Genomic DNA, 14,597 nt, shown 5'->3' with positions numbered 1-14,597 from the left:
GATTATTTCGCCACCTTCTTCTTCGAGTAATCCCGTTTCCGAGGCGTTATCAGTGATACATCGACATCCTGATACTCAAATTCCGGCGCTTCATACGGGCTTACATGTTTAGCCATTGTTGTTTTGAGCCATTCGTCATCATTACGTTCAGGATAATCTGGTTTATAATGGGCGCCCCGGCTTTCATTACGGTTGTATGCGCCAAGGGTAATCACCCTCGCAAGCTGAAGCATGTTCGAGAACTGGCGTGTGAACATCGCTCCCTGGTTGCTCCATTTTGTCGTGTCATTGATGTTGATCTTTTTGAAGCGCTCCATTAACTCCTGAATTTTGTCATCCGTTTTCAAAAGCTTGTCATTATGGCGGACAACCGTTACGTTCGCCGTCATCCACTCACCGAGCTCTTTGTGAAGAACATAGGCATTTTCGGTTCCGTCCATACTCATAATATCAGCCCATTTTTCTTCTTCTTTCTTAACGTGAGCGTCGAATAAGGATGAAGACATGTCTTCCGCTGAAGATTCTAAGCCGTTTACATATTTCACCGCATTCGGTCCGGCCACCATGCCTCCGTAAATCGCAGACAGCAGGGAGTTCGCTCCCAAGCGGTTGCCGCCATGCATAGAATAATCACATTCCCCAGCCGCAAACAGTCCAGGGATGTTTGTCATTTGATCGTAATCCACCCATAAACCGCCCATAGAATAATGGACCGCAGGGAAGATTTTCATTGGAAGCTTACGCGGGTCGTCTCCCATGAATTTCTCATAAATCTCAATGATGCCGCCAAGCTTAATATCAAGCTCTTTCGGATCTTTATGAGACAGATCGAGATATACCATGTTTTCACCGTTAATGCCGAGCTTCTGGTTCACACACACATCAAATATTTCGCGTGTCGCAATATCACGCGGCACCAGGTTTCCGTATGCCGGATATTTTTCCTCCAGGAAATACCACGGTTTGCCGTCTTTATATGTCCACACGCGCCCGCCTTCTCCACGCGCTGATTCACTCATCAGTCTTAGTTTGTCATCGCCCGGTATGGCTGTCGGGTGGATTTGAATGAATTCTCCGTTTGCATAATACGCTCCCTGCTGATAAACGATTGATGCAGCAGATCCTGTATTAATCATGGAGTTCGTTGATTTTCCAAAAATGATTCCCGGTCCGCCCGTCGCCATAATGACAGCGTCTGAACGGAAGGATTCAATTTGCATGTTTGTCAGGTTTTGTGCAACAATTCCGCGGCAGGTTCTGTCATCATCTAAAACAGCGCCAAGGAATTCCCAGCCTTCGTATTTTGTGACCAGACCCGCAACTTCGTATCTGCGCACTTGCTCGTCCAGTGCGTAAAGCAGCTGCTGTCCCGTCGTCGCACCAGCATAAGCAGTTCTGTGATGCTGTGTACCCCCGAATCGACGGAAATCAAGCAGGCCTTCAGGCGTCCGGTTAAACATAACACCCATCCGGTCTAATAAGTGGATGATCGAAGGCGCCGCTTCACACATCGCCTTGACCGGCGGCTGGTTGGCAAGAAAGTCTCCCCCGTATACCGTGTCATCAAAATGTTCCCACGGAGAGTCACCTTCCCCTTTTGTATTGACCGCTCCGTTTATGCCGCCTTGCGCACAAACTGAATGAGAACGTTTGACAGGAACGATGGAAAACAATTTAACCGCCATTCCTGATTCCGCTGCTTTAATTGTCGCCATGAGGCCGGCAAGACCCCCGCCGACTACGATAATGCTTGATTGACTCATGATAGCCCCTCTCCCTCTAGTAATCTAGTACTCTTAAACAAATGCGAAAATCGCTTTTAAGCCTACGTATGACAGTGCAACAAAAATAATCAGCGTAACGTATGTCGAAATTCTTTGAGAACGAGGCGTTACCGTGATGCCCCATGTAACAGCGAAAGACCATAAACCGTTCGAGAAGTGGAAAATTGTTGATAAAACACCGACAATGTAAAAACCAAGCATAGCCGGAGAGCTCAAAATATTCGCCATCATGTCGAAATTGACCTCAGCACCCATTTGTGCGGCAATGCGGGTTTCCCACACGTGCCAGCTGACGAAAATGAGGGTGATGATACCGGTTACACGCTGCAGGACGAATAGCCAGTTTCTCATGTAGCTGTATTGGCCTGCGTTATTTTTCGCAGTAAACGCTATGTACACACCATAAACTGCATGATAAATTAATGGTAAGAAGATAATAAAAATTTCCAAGGCATACCTGAAAGGCAGACTATCCATAAAATGAGCAGCGCTATTGAATGCTTCAGCGCCCCTTGCGGCAAACTGGTTGACGACTAAATGCTGAATGAGAAAGATGCCGACCGGTATGACGCCAAGCAAGGAATGCAATCTTCGAAAATAAAACTCTCTGTTCCCAGACATTACTTTACCCCCTGTTTGATAAGTGCGAAATGTGCTAAATCTCTTCCCCCACTTCTTTCAATTGTAAGCACTTTATTAAGATTTATTGACAATTTCATTTTACTCCTCCCTCAAAAGGGCGTCAAGAAAACGCGTACATAAATTATAATTTTCCGAATTGATTAGTTGATTGAAAAATTTTATTTTATCAATATATATTTCTTGCTTAATTTTTCATAAGAATTACAGGATCATTCTGTAATCCTCCCCCCTGTTTGAGCTATAATATACGCAGGAGAGAGGGGAGACAGATATGAAGTCTAAATTTGAAGCATCTATTGACAACCTAAAAGAAATTGAAATGAACGCCTATGCCTACGAACTAATACGAGAGATCGTTCTCCCAGATATGCTTGGCCAAGATTACTCTTCCATGATGTATTGGGCAGGAAAACATCTCGCCCGTAAGTTTCCTCTTGAATCATGGGAGGAATTTCCGGCCTTCTTTGAAGAAGCGGGCTGGGGAACCCTCACCAACGTAAGCGCTAAAAAACAGGAGCTTGAATTTGAACTTGAAGGGCCGATCATTTCCAACCGGCTTAAACATCAGAAAGAACCTTGCTTTCAGCTGGAGGCTGGTTTTATCGCTGAACAAATTCAATTGATGAATGATCAGATTGCCGAATCATATGAACAAGTGAAAAAGAGAGCCGATAAAGTGGTTCTGACTGTGAAATGGGATATGAAAGACCCAGTGTAATCAAAAAGGCGGTGACTGCATAGTCCCGCCTTTTTGATTGTCATTACACAGCTGAAGGGTGTTTTGAAAGCTCAAATGCATCGTGAAGCGACTCGACTGCTTTCACCATGTCATTTTCGCTTACGACTGTTGACACTTTGATTTCAGATGTGCTGACCATTTTGATTAAAATGTTTTTTTGCGCCAGTACAGCAAACATTTCAGCCGCTACACCGGGATTTGAGACCATGCCGGATCCAACAATGGATACTTTAGCCAATTTGCTTTCTGTCTCGATTTTCTCAAATTCCAGCGCGTCTTTATACTCTTCAAGCACTGCAACGGTTTGGTCTGCATCTTCTGTTTTGACAGAGAAGGAAATTCCAGTCTTGTCCTCGGCCTGCGTTTGGATAATGATATCCACGTTTATGTTTCTTTTGGCAAGTGTCGTAAAAATAGTAGACAAAGTTGTCAGGCCGCTAGTCAGCCCGTAAATGGTTACTCTTGTGATTTGATCTTCAAATGCAATGCCTCTGACAATTAAATTCTGTTCCATGGATGATTCCTCCTCAATTAATGTTCCCGCTTCGGTTTCTGTACTTGAACGCACTTCTAACGGCACTTGGTAATTTTTCGCGAACTCAACTGCTCTTGGATGAAGAACGCCGGCGCCTAAATTGGCAAGCTCAAGCATTTCATCGTATGAGATGCCCGCAAGTTTTCTCGCTGATTTCACATAGCGCGGATCGGTTGTAAACACGCCTGGCACGTCTGTGTATATGTCACATTTATCAGCTTTTAAAGCGGCAGCCAAAGCAACTGCTGTTGTATCTGAACCGCCCCGGCCCAATGTCGTAATTTCACAATCCTCTGTCATGCCTTGGAATCCTGCAACAATGACAATTTTTCCCTTTTCAAGCTGGTCTGCTAAAACCGATGTGTCGATATCTGTAATTCTGGCGTTTCCGTGAATGGCCTCCGTACGGATTCCCGCCTGCCAGCCAGTATAAGACACAGCGTCATAGCCTTTTTCCTGCAATGCCATTGAAAGGAGTGAAATCGTGACCTGCTCGCCTGTCGCCAGCAGCATATCCATTTCGCGTTTGCTCGGCTGGTCAGAAATAGCTTTTGCAAGGCTGACCAATTCGTCAGTGGATTTTCCCATTGCTGAAACGACGACAACGACTTGATGGCCTTTCTGTTTTTCTGCAATTGCGCGGTTTGCCGCATTTTGAATTTTTTCGACTGAGCCGACGGAAGTGCCTCCGAATTTTTGTACAATAAGACCCATGTATTACCACCCTTTACATTTTGGTTCGTGCGGGTGAGGAGAAAGAGCGCTTTGTCCACAATAAAAAAAGCAATGAGAGGAATACTCTCATTGCTTATCAATTAATCATCATAAATGATTATGAACAACGAGATAGCCCTCCAAGAAAATGATTTCTTGACAGCCTTACATTTATTCAATGCACGGCCAGCAAATAATACCGATGGGGTTTTATTTGCTTCGGCGACGCTCCCCTTTCAGCCTTTTTCACAGAATCCATCTTTCTCCAAAGGCATACTCTTGAAGTTCGCACCTCTATCTTCACCATATAACACGATCTAACTATGAAATTAGTTCACATTTTATCAGATCTTATTTAAAAGGACAACATTATTTTTGCAATTTGTCGTAAAGGAGCTGAGCCGCCGCTGCGGGAACACCGGCTTTTTTGATGTCCTCAAGGCTTGCTTCCTTCATTTTTTTAACGGAACCGAAATGCTTTAACAGCATTTTCTTTCTTTTCTCTCCGATACCCGGGATGTCGTCCAAAACGGATTGAAACGCGCTTTTTCCCCGGATTTGCCTGTGAAAACTGATTGCAAAACGGTGCACCTCGTCCTGAATGCGCTGCAGGAGGTAAAATTCCTGGCTGTTTCGTTCCAGATACACCACCTCCAGCGGATCACCGATCAGTAAATTTGAGGTTCTGTGTTTTTCATCTTTCGCTAAACCGGCGATCGGGATATCCAAGCCGAGTTCATTTTCAATGACATCCCTTGCTGCGTTGATCTGCCCTTTTCCTCCGTCAATGATAATCAGATCGGGCAGCGGCAGATTCTCACGAAGCACTCTCGTATAGCGTCTTCTGACAACCTCTCTCATAGAACCGTAATCATCCGGCCCTGTAACAGTTTTGATTTTATATTTGCGGTATTCCTTTTTGTATGGTTTGCCGTCGATAAACACAATCATCGCGGAAACCGGGTTTGTCCCCTGTATGTTTGAGTTATCAAACGCTTCAATTCTGTGCGGCGTATAAATATTTAATGCCTCACCTAGCTTCTGCACTGCCCCGATTGAACGCTCCTCGTCCCGTTCGATTAAAGAGAATTTTTCTTTCAATGCAATTTTCGCATTTTTATGGGCAAGCATGAGCAGTTCTTTTTTCGGACCTTTTTTCGGCTGGTGAACGTTTGTTTCCAGCAGCTGCTCGATCATGGATTGATCTACGCTGTCCGGTACTAAAATCTCCTTCGGAAGGAAGTGGTTGTTTTTTGAATAGAACTGCCCGATGAACGTGAGGAACTCTTCATCAGCTTCCTGATAAAGCGGAAACATGCTGACATCGCGTTCAATGAGCTTCCCTTGGCGGATGAAAAAGACCTGCACGCACATCCAGCCCTTATCGTACGCGTACGCGAATACGTCACGGTCGACTAGATCGTTCATCGTCATTTTTTGTTTTTCCATCGTTGATTCAATATGGGCCATTTGGTCACGAAGCTCTTTTGCTCGTTCAAACTCAAGATTCTCAGCAGCTTCATGCATTTTCTCTTCAAGCTCTTTTTTGACCTCATTATAGCCGCCCCTTAAGAAACGAGTAATGCTTTCAACCAGCTCTCTGTTCGTCTCTTCGGAAATATCCTTTACGCACGGAGCAAGACATTGGCCCAGATGATAATAAAGGCACACTCTGTCCGGGAGCTTGGAGCATTTTCTGAGAGGATACAGACGGTCGAGCAGTTTTTTTGTTTCCCTTGCTGCCTGTACATTCGGATATGGCCCGAAATAGCGCCCTTTGTCTTTTTTGACATTGCGGGTGACAATCAGCCTTGGGTGGCGTTCATGGGTGAGTTTTATGAAAGGATAGGTTTTGTCATCTTTGAGCATGACGTTGTATTTCGGATCATGCTTTTTGATCAGATTCATTTCTAAAATAAGCGCTTCAATATTGGAGGACGTCACGATATATTCAAAATCCTCGATTTCCGTCACAAGCCTTTGGGTTTTCGCGTCGTGAGAACCGGTGAAGTAGGAGCGCACTCTGTTTTTCAGCACTTTTGCTTTCCCTACGTAGATCACAGTCTGCTGCCGGTCCTTCATGAGATAACAACCCGGTTGATCGGGAAGGAGGGCGAGTTTTTCTTTCAGTTGTTTGTTCATATGGTACCCTTCCTTATATTTAATCCTTTATTTCCAGTTTAACACGAACGTTTGTTTTTCTCTATGGTTCACAATTGGCGAATAAAAAAAGCGATCCCTCAATCGGAATCGCTCTGGCATGTAAGCAGCGGAAAATTAAAGATGTTTGTTTACAAGCTCTTGAAGCGCTTCTTTTGGTTTGAAGCCGACTGAAGTTTCAACTACTTCGCCGTCTTTTAACACAAGAAGAGTCGGGATGCTCATAACGCCGAATTTTCCAGCTGTTTCTTGGTTTTCGTCTACATCGATTTTTACAATTTTCAGTTTGTCGCCCATTTCTTGATCCAGTTCTTCAAGAACAGGTGCAATCATTTTACAAGGTCCGCACCAAGGAGCCCAGAAGTCTGCCAGTACGACGCCTTCGCTTGTTTCAGCTGAGAAAGATTGATCAGTTGCTTTTACGATAGCCATTATTGAATTCCTCCAATGTGAAATGATGATTTTTAGTATAGCATCTCCCATTCGTTCACGCTATTTTAATGCTTACAAATTATTTTTTCCTGATCACAGCCGGTTTACTCATTTTTATATGGTTGAATGGGATATGCTCTTTTTTTAAAACACAAATCTGATAATGGCCCCGATCACTACAATTGCCCCAATAATCATTAAAATGGTACGAAGCATAAGATAACATCTCCTCTTCACTGTCATGTACTTTACCATGCCCTGCCGGAGCTGTTTTAAAACCTGAAAAAGAGCGCCGGCATGAAGCTCCGGCGCTCTTGCGCGATTAAGAATCGGCACGCAGCGTAAGTAAGACGACTGACATTGGCGGGAGTTTTACTTTCAGTTTGTTTTTGCTGAGCGTGTACTGTCTGAAGGATTCCGGTTTGACATGATGAGGATCGTCAAACGTGTTATGCGCATTCATTTTTTCTGCCGTAAGAATGACTCCGGAATGGTCCGCTGCCTTGTGTAGGCCTCTCAGCTCGATTTCCGCCTCCGCTTTGTTTTGGTGATCGATGTTGCAAATTGTGATATTGATATCGCCTTCAGCTTGTTTCGACGCTGAAATGCTGATTTGCGGAAGCGTTTCACCGTTCCATTCATAGTCGGCAGACATTGTCTCTGTGGCTAAAAGAGAAGCGTCCTGATGCACCTTAAACATATTGAATACATGGTACGTCGGTGTCAAAAGCATCCGCTCTCCCTCAGTCAAAATCATCGCTTGCAGAACGTTTACTGTTTGGGCGATGTTGGCCATTTGCACCCGGCGGCAATGCTGATGGAAAATGTGGAAATGAGAAGCCGCCACCAGTGCATCACGAATGGTGTTTTGCTGATATAAGAAACCGGGATTCGTGCCTGGCTCGGGATCAAACCACGTGCCCCATTCATCAATAATCAGCCCGACCCGCTGCTCCGGATCGTACCGGTCCATAATCGTGCCGTGTTTTTGAATCAATTCATCGATGTATTTGGCTTTTTTCATCGTAATAAACCATTCATCTTCCGTGAATTCTGTGGCTGATCCTTTGCCCTTCCAGAAATCCCCCGGAATCGTGTAATAATGAAGACTCAACCCGTCCATCAGGCCAGCGGCTTTTTTCATAAGCACATCCGTCCAATTAAAATCATCCACATTTGCGCCGCCTGCAATTTTATAAATGTCATTCCCGCTGTAATTGCGGACATAAGTCTGAAAACGCCGGTACAGATCTGCGTAGTATTCGGGATGCATGTTGCCGCCGCAGCCCCAGTTTTCATTGCCCACGCCGAAATATTTCAGCTTCCAAGGCTCTTCTCTTCCATTTTGTTTTCTCCAGTCTGACATCGGCGTGCCTTCTTCAAATGTCATATACTCAATCCACTCCGCCATTTCCTGAACGGTTCCGCTTCCGACATTGCCGCAAATATATGGCTCGCATTCAAGCAGCTCGCAAAGCATCATAAATTCATGCGTTCCGAATTCATTTGATTCAATTGTACCGCCCCAGTGAGTGTTCAGCATTGTCTTACGGTCACCGACACCGTTTGCCCAATGGTATTCGTCCGCAAAACACCCGCCCGGCCACCTGAGGACAGGAATGTGCAGTTGTTTGAGCGCCTCCAGCACGTCCTTTCGTATCCCGTTGATATTGGGGATGTCTGAGTCCGTTCCTACCCAGATCCCCTCATAAATCCCTCTTCCTAAATGCTCAGCAAAATGACCGTATATATTTTTGTTAATGGTTCCTTTTACAATATCTGTTTGAATCACTGCTTGATGTTCAGACATGCCTCTGATCATTCCTTTCATACGGATATGAAAAGCACCACAGTCAAATATGTGATCTGTCTTTTGCCTGAGGAGTCAGCATGAATGTAAGCGCTTTTAAAGTAACCATATTATATATGTTCGTACATGTCAACAACATTTTCTATTGTTTTTATATTTGTACGTATGTATTTATAAATATGAAAAAATCCCGAACTTTTAAAGTCCGGGATTTCCTTTATGAGTGTATATTCAATTGTTTGAATTCCTCAGTTAATAACGGGACAACTTCAAATAAATCACCGACGATGCCGTAATCCGCTATTTTAAAGATATCGGCTTCGGGGTCTTTATTGATGGCGACGATCACCTTGCTGTTTGACATGCCTGCCAAATGCTGGATGGCGCCGGAAATGCCGCATGCAATGTACAAATCCGGAGTAACGACTTTCCCGGTCTGCCCGATTTGGAGAGCGTAATCGCAATAATCAGCGTCACATGCCCCGCGAGAAGCCCCGACTGCGGCCCCTAGCACCTCTGCAAGCTCCTGCAGCGGCTGAAATCCTTCCTTACTTTTGACTCCTCGGCCGCCCGCAACGATAATTTTCGCTTCGGAGAGATCAACACCGTCCGCCGTTTTTTTCACGACCTCTTGAATCACGGTGCGAAGGTCAGTAAGAGAGACATTCATGCTTTCGATGCTTCCCGACCTGCTGGTGTCTTTTTCTGAAGCTTGAATGTTATTGGGGCGAATTGTTGCAAAGATCATCGGATCGGTTGAAATGACGCGTTCAAAAGCTTTCCCCGAGTAAATCGGCCGTGTGAACACAACATTCCCTCCGGTAACGCTTACATCTATAGCATCAGAAATTAAGCCTGTTTGCAGCCGGGCAGCAAGCTTCGGTGAAAGATCCTTGCCCATTGCCGTATGCCCGAAGATGACTGAATCAGGGTTTTCTTGCTCGATAATACCTCTCATGACTTGGCTGTACCCATCTGCCGTGTATGTTTTCAGCTTCGGGTCCTCAGCGGTAAGAACTTTATCCGCTCCGTAATGAATAAGCTCTTGTGCAATGCTTTGTACATTTTCACCGATGAGAACACCGATGACTTCTCCATCTCCTGAAATGGTTCTTCCTGCAGCTATTGCTTCAAAGGTGACATTCCGCAATTCCCCATCGCGTATTTCTCCAAGCACGATCACTTTTTTTCCCATTCTAACATCCCCCTGTTTCTTTGAATGTCCAAGCTTTAAATGACTTTAGCTTCGCTGCGGAGCAATGAGACAAGCTCTTTTGCCTGTTCAGCAGGCTCACCTTGGAGAAGCTTCCCGGCTTCTTTTTTCGGCGGCAGAAAACGCTCAATGGTTTTCAGCTTTGGTTCAGCATCCTCTTCGTCCAGGTCAAGATCATCAAGTTCAAGCTCTTCAAGCGGCTTTTTCTTAGCCTTCATAATTCCCGGAAGCGATGGATAGCGCGGCTCGTTTAAGCCCTGCTGAGCTGTGACAAGCAATGGGAGCGTCGTTTTGATTTTTTCAACATCCCCTTCGACGTCCCTTTCTGCTTCTGCATCAGTGCCGTTGATTTCGAGTTTGGTGATCGTAGTGATACACGGAATGTCCAGTAGCTCGGCAAGCCGAGGCGCCACTTGTCCTGATCCTCCGTCAATGGCAACATTTCCGCCGAGAATCAAATCAAACTCCTGATCCTTCATATAGTGGTATAAAACTTGAGAAATGGAATATTGGTCGGGTTCTTCGAGATCATCTTCTATGTTGATTAAAACAGCTTGGTCACAACCCATGGCCAGCGCCGTACGCAATTCTTTCTCCGCTTCTTCACCGCCGACCGTGACGGCGGTGATCGTGCCGCCATGCTTTTCCTTCAGCTGGATGGCTTCTTCTATCGCGTACTCATCATATGGATTAATGATCCATTCCGCTCCGTCATCCTGAATCTTTCCTGTTTCAATGACGATTTTTTCTTCTGTGTCAAACGTCCGTTTCATCAGTACAAATAGATTCATGATCATATCCCCTTTTATTCGCCTTTGAACTGAGGCTTTCTTTTTTCGAGAAATGCCTGGATGCCTTCCTTGGCGTCCTCTGACTCAAATGCTTCCCCAAATCGCTTTGCTTCAAGCTTTAAGCTGCCTTCATAGGAATACACCTTGTTGGAATAAAGAAGCTCAAGCAAAGATGCCAGCGTTTGCGGGCTTTTCTCTGCAAACTTAGCGGCAAGTGCCTTTGCTTTTTCAATCACTTCTGCCTCATCTTTCGCTCCAATTGAGACAAGTCCGAGATCAAGCGCTTCTTTTCCGGATATCGGTTCTCCTGATCCGATGAGCTCTAATGCTTTGGCAGTACCGACATATCTCGGAAGGCGCTGTGTCCCCGCAAAACCCGGAATGATACCGAGATTAAGCTCCGGGAGCCCTAGCTTAGCATCTTCTGTTGCGATTCTGATATGACAGGCCATCGCAAGCTCCAGCCCGCCTCCGAGAGCAGCGCCGTGAATCGCCGCGATAATCGGTTTTGGAAAACTTTCGATTCTCTCCATTAACTGCTGGCCGCGCTCAGCGAGCAATGAGGAATCCTCATTGCCTTTAAGCGATGTAAATTCTTTAATATCAGCGCCGGCTGAGAAAAATCTTCCCTCGCCGTGAATGATAATGCTTCGTACGCCTGCATCTGTCTCACATTGATCAAGACAGGAAGACAGCTCTTCTAATATCCGGCTGGAAAGCGCATTTGCCGGCGGATTGTGAATCGTCAAAACTGCCACAAATTGATCAACTGCCAGTGATATTGCATTCATAGGACAGAACTCCTTTACTTATTATGAATTCCGGACACCAATAATTCTAAAACGCTGTCTGAAAGCGCAGCGAGATCGTACTTTTGGTCATTCATCACCCATGTTGTCACGGTTTCGTCAATCGTTCCAAAAATCATCTGCCGGGCGAGGCGGACGTCGAGGCCTTCTTTTAATTCGCCTGATTGTATACCTTCGGTCAAAATGCCATCCAAAATATTTAAGTAGCCTTTTAATATTTCGTTGATTTTTTGGCGCAGCTCCAAGTTGGATTGGCGGAGCTCAAGCTGCGTGACAATTGCGAGATTATGGTCACCCGCTAAAAGGGAAAAATGCTTTGAAATCACAAGCGCCAATTTCTCTTTCGCTGTTGCTTTTTCTTTAATGTCCTCTTCCATCCGCTCAATAAATTGACCCATTTTTTCTTTGAAAAGAGAAATTAAAATATCTTCTTTGTTTTTAAAATAGAGATAGATGGTGCCGTCCGCTACTCCGGCTTGTTTGGCAATTTTGGATACCTGTGACTGGTGGTAGCCGTTTTCTGCAATGACTTCTACTGCTGCATCAATAATCTGCATATACTTTGGCCGTTTTTGCTTCAATGTTCATCGTTCCTTCCTATAGAAATGAATGACTATTCATTCATAATTTTATGATAAGAAGGATTTTCAGGTTTGTCAAGTTTATTCATAGACGTTCTCTTTTTTTTATTTGATATGATGATTTTCGGTTCCTTCTTCAAGTAAACGCCTTCTTAAAATTTTTCCCACCGCCGTTTTCGGCAGCTCTTTTCTGAACTCATAGGCTTTGGGCACCTTATAGGGAGCTAGTCGAGATCTCGCAAAGGCATCCAGTTCTTCTGCATCGGCTTTTGCGCCTTTCTTTAATACGACAAATGCTTTTACTGTTTCTCCCCTGTAGGAATCGGGAACGCCTGCGACAACAATTTCCTGGATGGCTTCATGTTCATAAAGCGCTTCTTCTACCTCACGCGGGTAAATATTGTAACCGCCGGCAATGATGATATCCTTCTTCCTGTCAGCAATATAGAAAAAGCCTTCTTCATCCATATAGCCCATGTCCCCGGTGAACAGCCAGCCATCTCTCAGCACTGCGGCGGTTTCCTCTGGTTTATTCCAGTATCCTTTCATGACTTGCGGACCTTTTACAATGATTTCTCCATGCTCATACGGAGCGGCAAGCTCACCCGTCTCTTCAGAATAGATCGCAGCGTCCGTACTCGGCCAAGGACAGCCGATACTGCCCGGCTTGTTTTTCCCCCATATAAAATTGGCGTGCGTCACTGGGGATGCCTCAGACAAACCATAGCCTTCCACAAGCTTTCCGCCAGTCACCTTTTCAAATTTCTGCTTTACCTCCACGGGAAGCGCGGCTGATCCGCTAAGACAGCTTTTAATGGATGACAGATCATAATGCTGCAATTCGGGGTGATGCAAAAGGCCAATGTAAATTGTCGGTGCGCCAGGAAAGAGCGTCGGTTTGTGTTTGTCGATGATTTTAAGTGTTTCGAGCGGATCAAACTTAGGAAGAAGAATCATTTCGAAGCCTAGTTTAATCGAATAGTTCATGACTGCCGTCAGTCCGTAGACATGAAAAAACGGGACGATGCCCAGCACTTTTTCAGCGCCTTCTTTCACGTCATACATCCAAGCGGCGCACATTTCAGTATTTGCCAAAATATTTTGGTGCGTGAGCATAACCCCTTTTGGAGCTCCGGTTGTTCCTCCGGTATACTGGAGGACAGCGATATCATGCTCAGGATCGATCTTCGGGATTGTCAGGAGTTCAGTTTTTTCCTGCTTCATACTGGAAGCGAACGTGTGAATGTCAGCTGTTTTGTCAAAGTCGATATGCACTTTTTGTTTTTGCGTCAGCGGGTAAAGAATATTCTTCGGAAAAGGCAAATAGTCTTTTACGCTGGTTATCAAAATCTGGTCGACTATTGATAACGTTTTCATTTTTATTGCCTTCGGGAAAAGCAAATCTAAGGTGATGATCACACTTACCTGAGCATCTCTAAGCTGGTATTCAAGCTCATGCTCGGTATAAAGCGGATTCGTCTGCACCACGATGCCACCGGCAAACAAGACGCCATAATAAGAAATCACTGTTTGCGGGCAATTGGGCAGCATAACAGCCACTCTGTCTCCTTTTTGCAGGCCATTGCACTGCAAAAAAGCTGCAAGTTTAAGAGCATCCGTCAGAATGTCATGAAAGGTGAGTTTTTTTCCATAAAACGATATTGCGGTTTTATCAGGGAATCGTGCGGCGGAGTCTGTCAGGATGGATTGCAGGGTTTTATTCGGCAACGGAAGCTCATGCGGGATATCGTTGGGATACTCGGCAAGCCACGGCTTTTGAGACTGCATAAAACCTCCCCTTTCGATTTTAGAGATCCACCTTATCATTATAGCAGATGGACGGCAAAAAAAAGAAAAAGAAAGGTAAATCTTTCTTTTTCTCATAATATGAACAGATATATAAGACCAATTAACAAAAAGATTCCCGCTGCGGCGAGCAGTATTTTAGCAAGCTTTTCCATCTATTCTCCGTCCCCTTATATTCCGGCTGCCACCACAAAAGAAAGCCCGACAGAAATGACAAATGAAATAAAGCCGACAGCCCGGTTATCATTTTCGATTTCCTGATCAATTTTAAACCGCGGAGTCAAAAACTCAAAAATAAAGTAGCTGATCAGAAGCATAACAAACCCGTAAACGCCCCAGCCGATCATTTGCAGCAGCGAATTATGCTGGGAGATGGAATGCTGAAATACGTTTGCGATTCCCAAAATTTTTCCGCCGGTCGCCATTGCCACCGCAAGATTTCCTTTTTGAATCTCTTCCCAGTTTTTATAAGCCGTCACCAGCTCAAACACAGTCAAAAAGAGGACGAGGCAGAGAACCGCGACACTGTAATATGCCGCGATTTCCACAAGCTCGTTTTCCCAAAAATCACTCATGGCCAT

13 protein-coding genes and 1 riboswitch are annotated in these 14,597 nt (G+C 45.0%); of the genes, 1 reads left to right on the top strand and 12 read right to left on the bottom strand.

The window, feature by feature from the left end; all coding sequences use genetic code 11:
• Positions 1-2: 2 nt before the first annotated feature.
• Both sdhA and sdhC read right to left on the bottom strand, forming a co-directional pair.
• Positions 3-1,763, bottom strand: coding sequence for a succinate dehydrogenase flavoprotein subunit (gene sdhA, locus WA279_RS00740; protein ID WP_003229567.1), 1,761 nt, complete (start codon positions 1,761-1,763; stop codon positions 3-5).
• Between the two features lie 33 nt (positions 1,764-1,796).
• Positions 1,797-2,405: a succinate dehydrogenase cytochrome B558 gene (gene sdhC / locus WA279_RS00735; RefSeq protein WP_003222512.1), complete on the bottom strand. Its 609-nt coding sequence runs from the start codon at positions 2,403-2,405 to the stop codon at positions 1,797-1,799.
• Positions 2,406-2,697: 292 nt separating this feature from the next.
• Here sdhC and WA279_RS00730 point away from each other — a divergent pair, with 292 nt between their 5' ends.
• Positions 2,698-3,144, top strand: a complete 447-nt coding sequence (locus WA279_RS00730) for a YslB family protein (RefSeq protein WP_003222508.1) — start codon at positions 2,698-2,700, stop codon at positions 3,142-3,144.
• A gap of 43 nt (positions 3,145-3,187) precedes the next feature.
• Here WA279_RS00730 and WA279_RS00725 read toward each other — a convergent pair whose 3' ends face one another.
• The 10 genes from WA279_RS00725 to WA279_RS00680 form a co-directional block, all read right to left on the bottom strand.
• Positions 3,188-4,414: an aspartate kinase gene (locus WA279_RS00725; protein WP_024572581.1), complete on the bottom strand. Its 1,227-nt coding sequence runs from the start codon at positions 4,412-4,414 to the stop codon at positions 3,188-3,190.
• A gap of 125 nt (positions 4,415-4,539) precedes the next feature.
• Positions 4,540-4,719, bottom strand: a riboswitch (Lysine riboswitch).
• A gap of 64 nt (positions 4,720-4,783) precedes the next feature.
• The gene (gene uvrC / locus WA279_RS00720) at positions 4,784-6,556 is read right to left on the bottom strand and encodes an excinuclease ABC subunit UvrC (protein ID WP_336153883.1); all 1,773 of its coding nucleotides are present in this window, start codon (positions 6,554-6,556) and stop codon (positions 4,784-4,786) included.
• 135 nt (positions 6,557-6,691) lie between these two features.
• On the bottom strand, positions 6,692-7,006 hold the full coding sequence (trxA, locus tag WA279_RS00715; protein WP_336153881.1) for a thioredoxin: 315 nt from the start codon (positions 7,004-7,006) through the stop codon (positions 6,692-6,694).
• Positions 7,007-7,328: 322 nt separating this feature from the next.
• Positions 7,329-8,816, bottom strand: coding sequence for an alpha-L-arabinofuranosidase AbfB (gene abfB, locus WA279_RS00710; protein WP_015483534.1), 1,488 nt, complete (start codon positions 8,814-8,816; stop codon positions 7,329-7,331).
• A gap of 217 nt (positions 8,817-9,033) precedes the next feature.
• The gene (gene etfA / locus WA279_RS00705) at positions 9,034-10,011 is read right to left on the bottom strand and encodes an electron transfer flavoprotein subunit alpha (protein WP_336153879.1); all 978 of its coding nucleotides are present in this window, start codon (positions 10,009-10,011) and stop codon (positions 9,034-9,036) included.
• A gap of 35 nt (positions 10,012-10,046) precedes the next feature.
• Positions 10,047-10,820 carry an electron transfer flavoprotein subunit beta gene (gene etfB / locus WA279_RS00700; RefSeq protein ID WP_014480500.1) on the bottom strand — a complete coding sequence of 258 codons (774 nt, stop codon included), beginning with the start codon at positions 10,818-10,820 and terminating at the stop codon, positions 10,047-10,049.
• Positions 10,821-10,834: 14 nt separating this feature from the next.
• A complete protein-coding gene (locus WA279_RS00695) occupies positions 10,835-11,611 on the bottom strand; it encodes an enoyl-CoA hydratase (RefSeq protein WP_038828015.1) in 777 nt (258 codons plus the stop codon).
• Positions 11,612-11,625: 14 nt separating this feature from the next.
• A complete protein-coding gene (gene fadR / locus WA279_RS00690; protein WP_014477593.1) occupies positions 11,626-12,210 on the bottom strand; it encodes a fatty acid metabolism transcriptional regulator FadR in 585 nt (194 codons plus the stop codon).
• Between the two features lie 105 nt (positions 12,211-12,315).
• Positions 12,316-13,998 (bottom strand): long-chain-fatty-acid--CoA ligase LcfA, encoded by a 1,683-nt coding sequence (gene lcfA, locus WA279_RS00685; protein WP_336153876.1) that lies wholly within the window; start codon positions 13,996-13,998, stop codon positions 12,316-12,318.
• Positions 13,999-14,186: 188 nt separating this feature from the next.
• The gene (locus tag WA279_RS00680; protein ID WP_003237674.1) at positions 14,187-14,591 is read right to left on the bottom strand and encodes a DUF350 domain-containing protein; all 405 of its coding nucleotides are present in this window, start codon (positions 14,589-14,591) and stop codon (positions 14,187-14,189) included.
• Positions 14,592-14,597: the final 6 nt, after the last annotated feature.

Origin of the sequence: Bacillus sp. 204(2023), from assembly GCF_037027505.1 — a bacterium.
Classification (GTDB): domain Bacteria; phylum Bacillota; class Bacilli; order Bacillales; family Bacillaceae; genus Bacillus; species Bacillus subtilis.
This window is presented reverse-complemented; position numbering and strand designations above follow the sequence as displayed.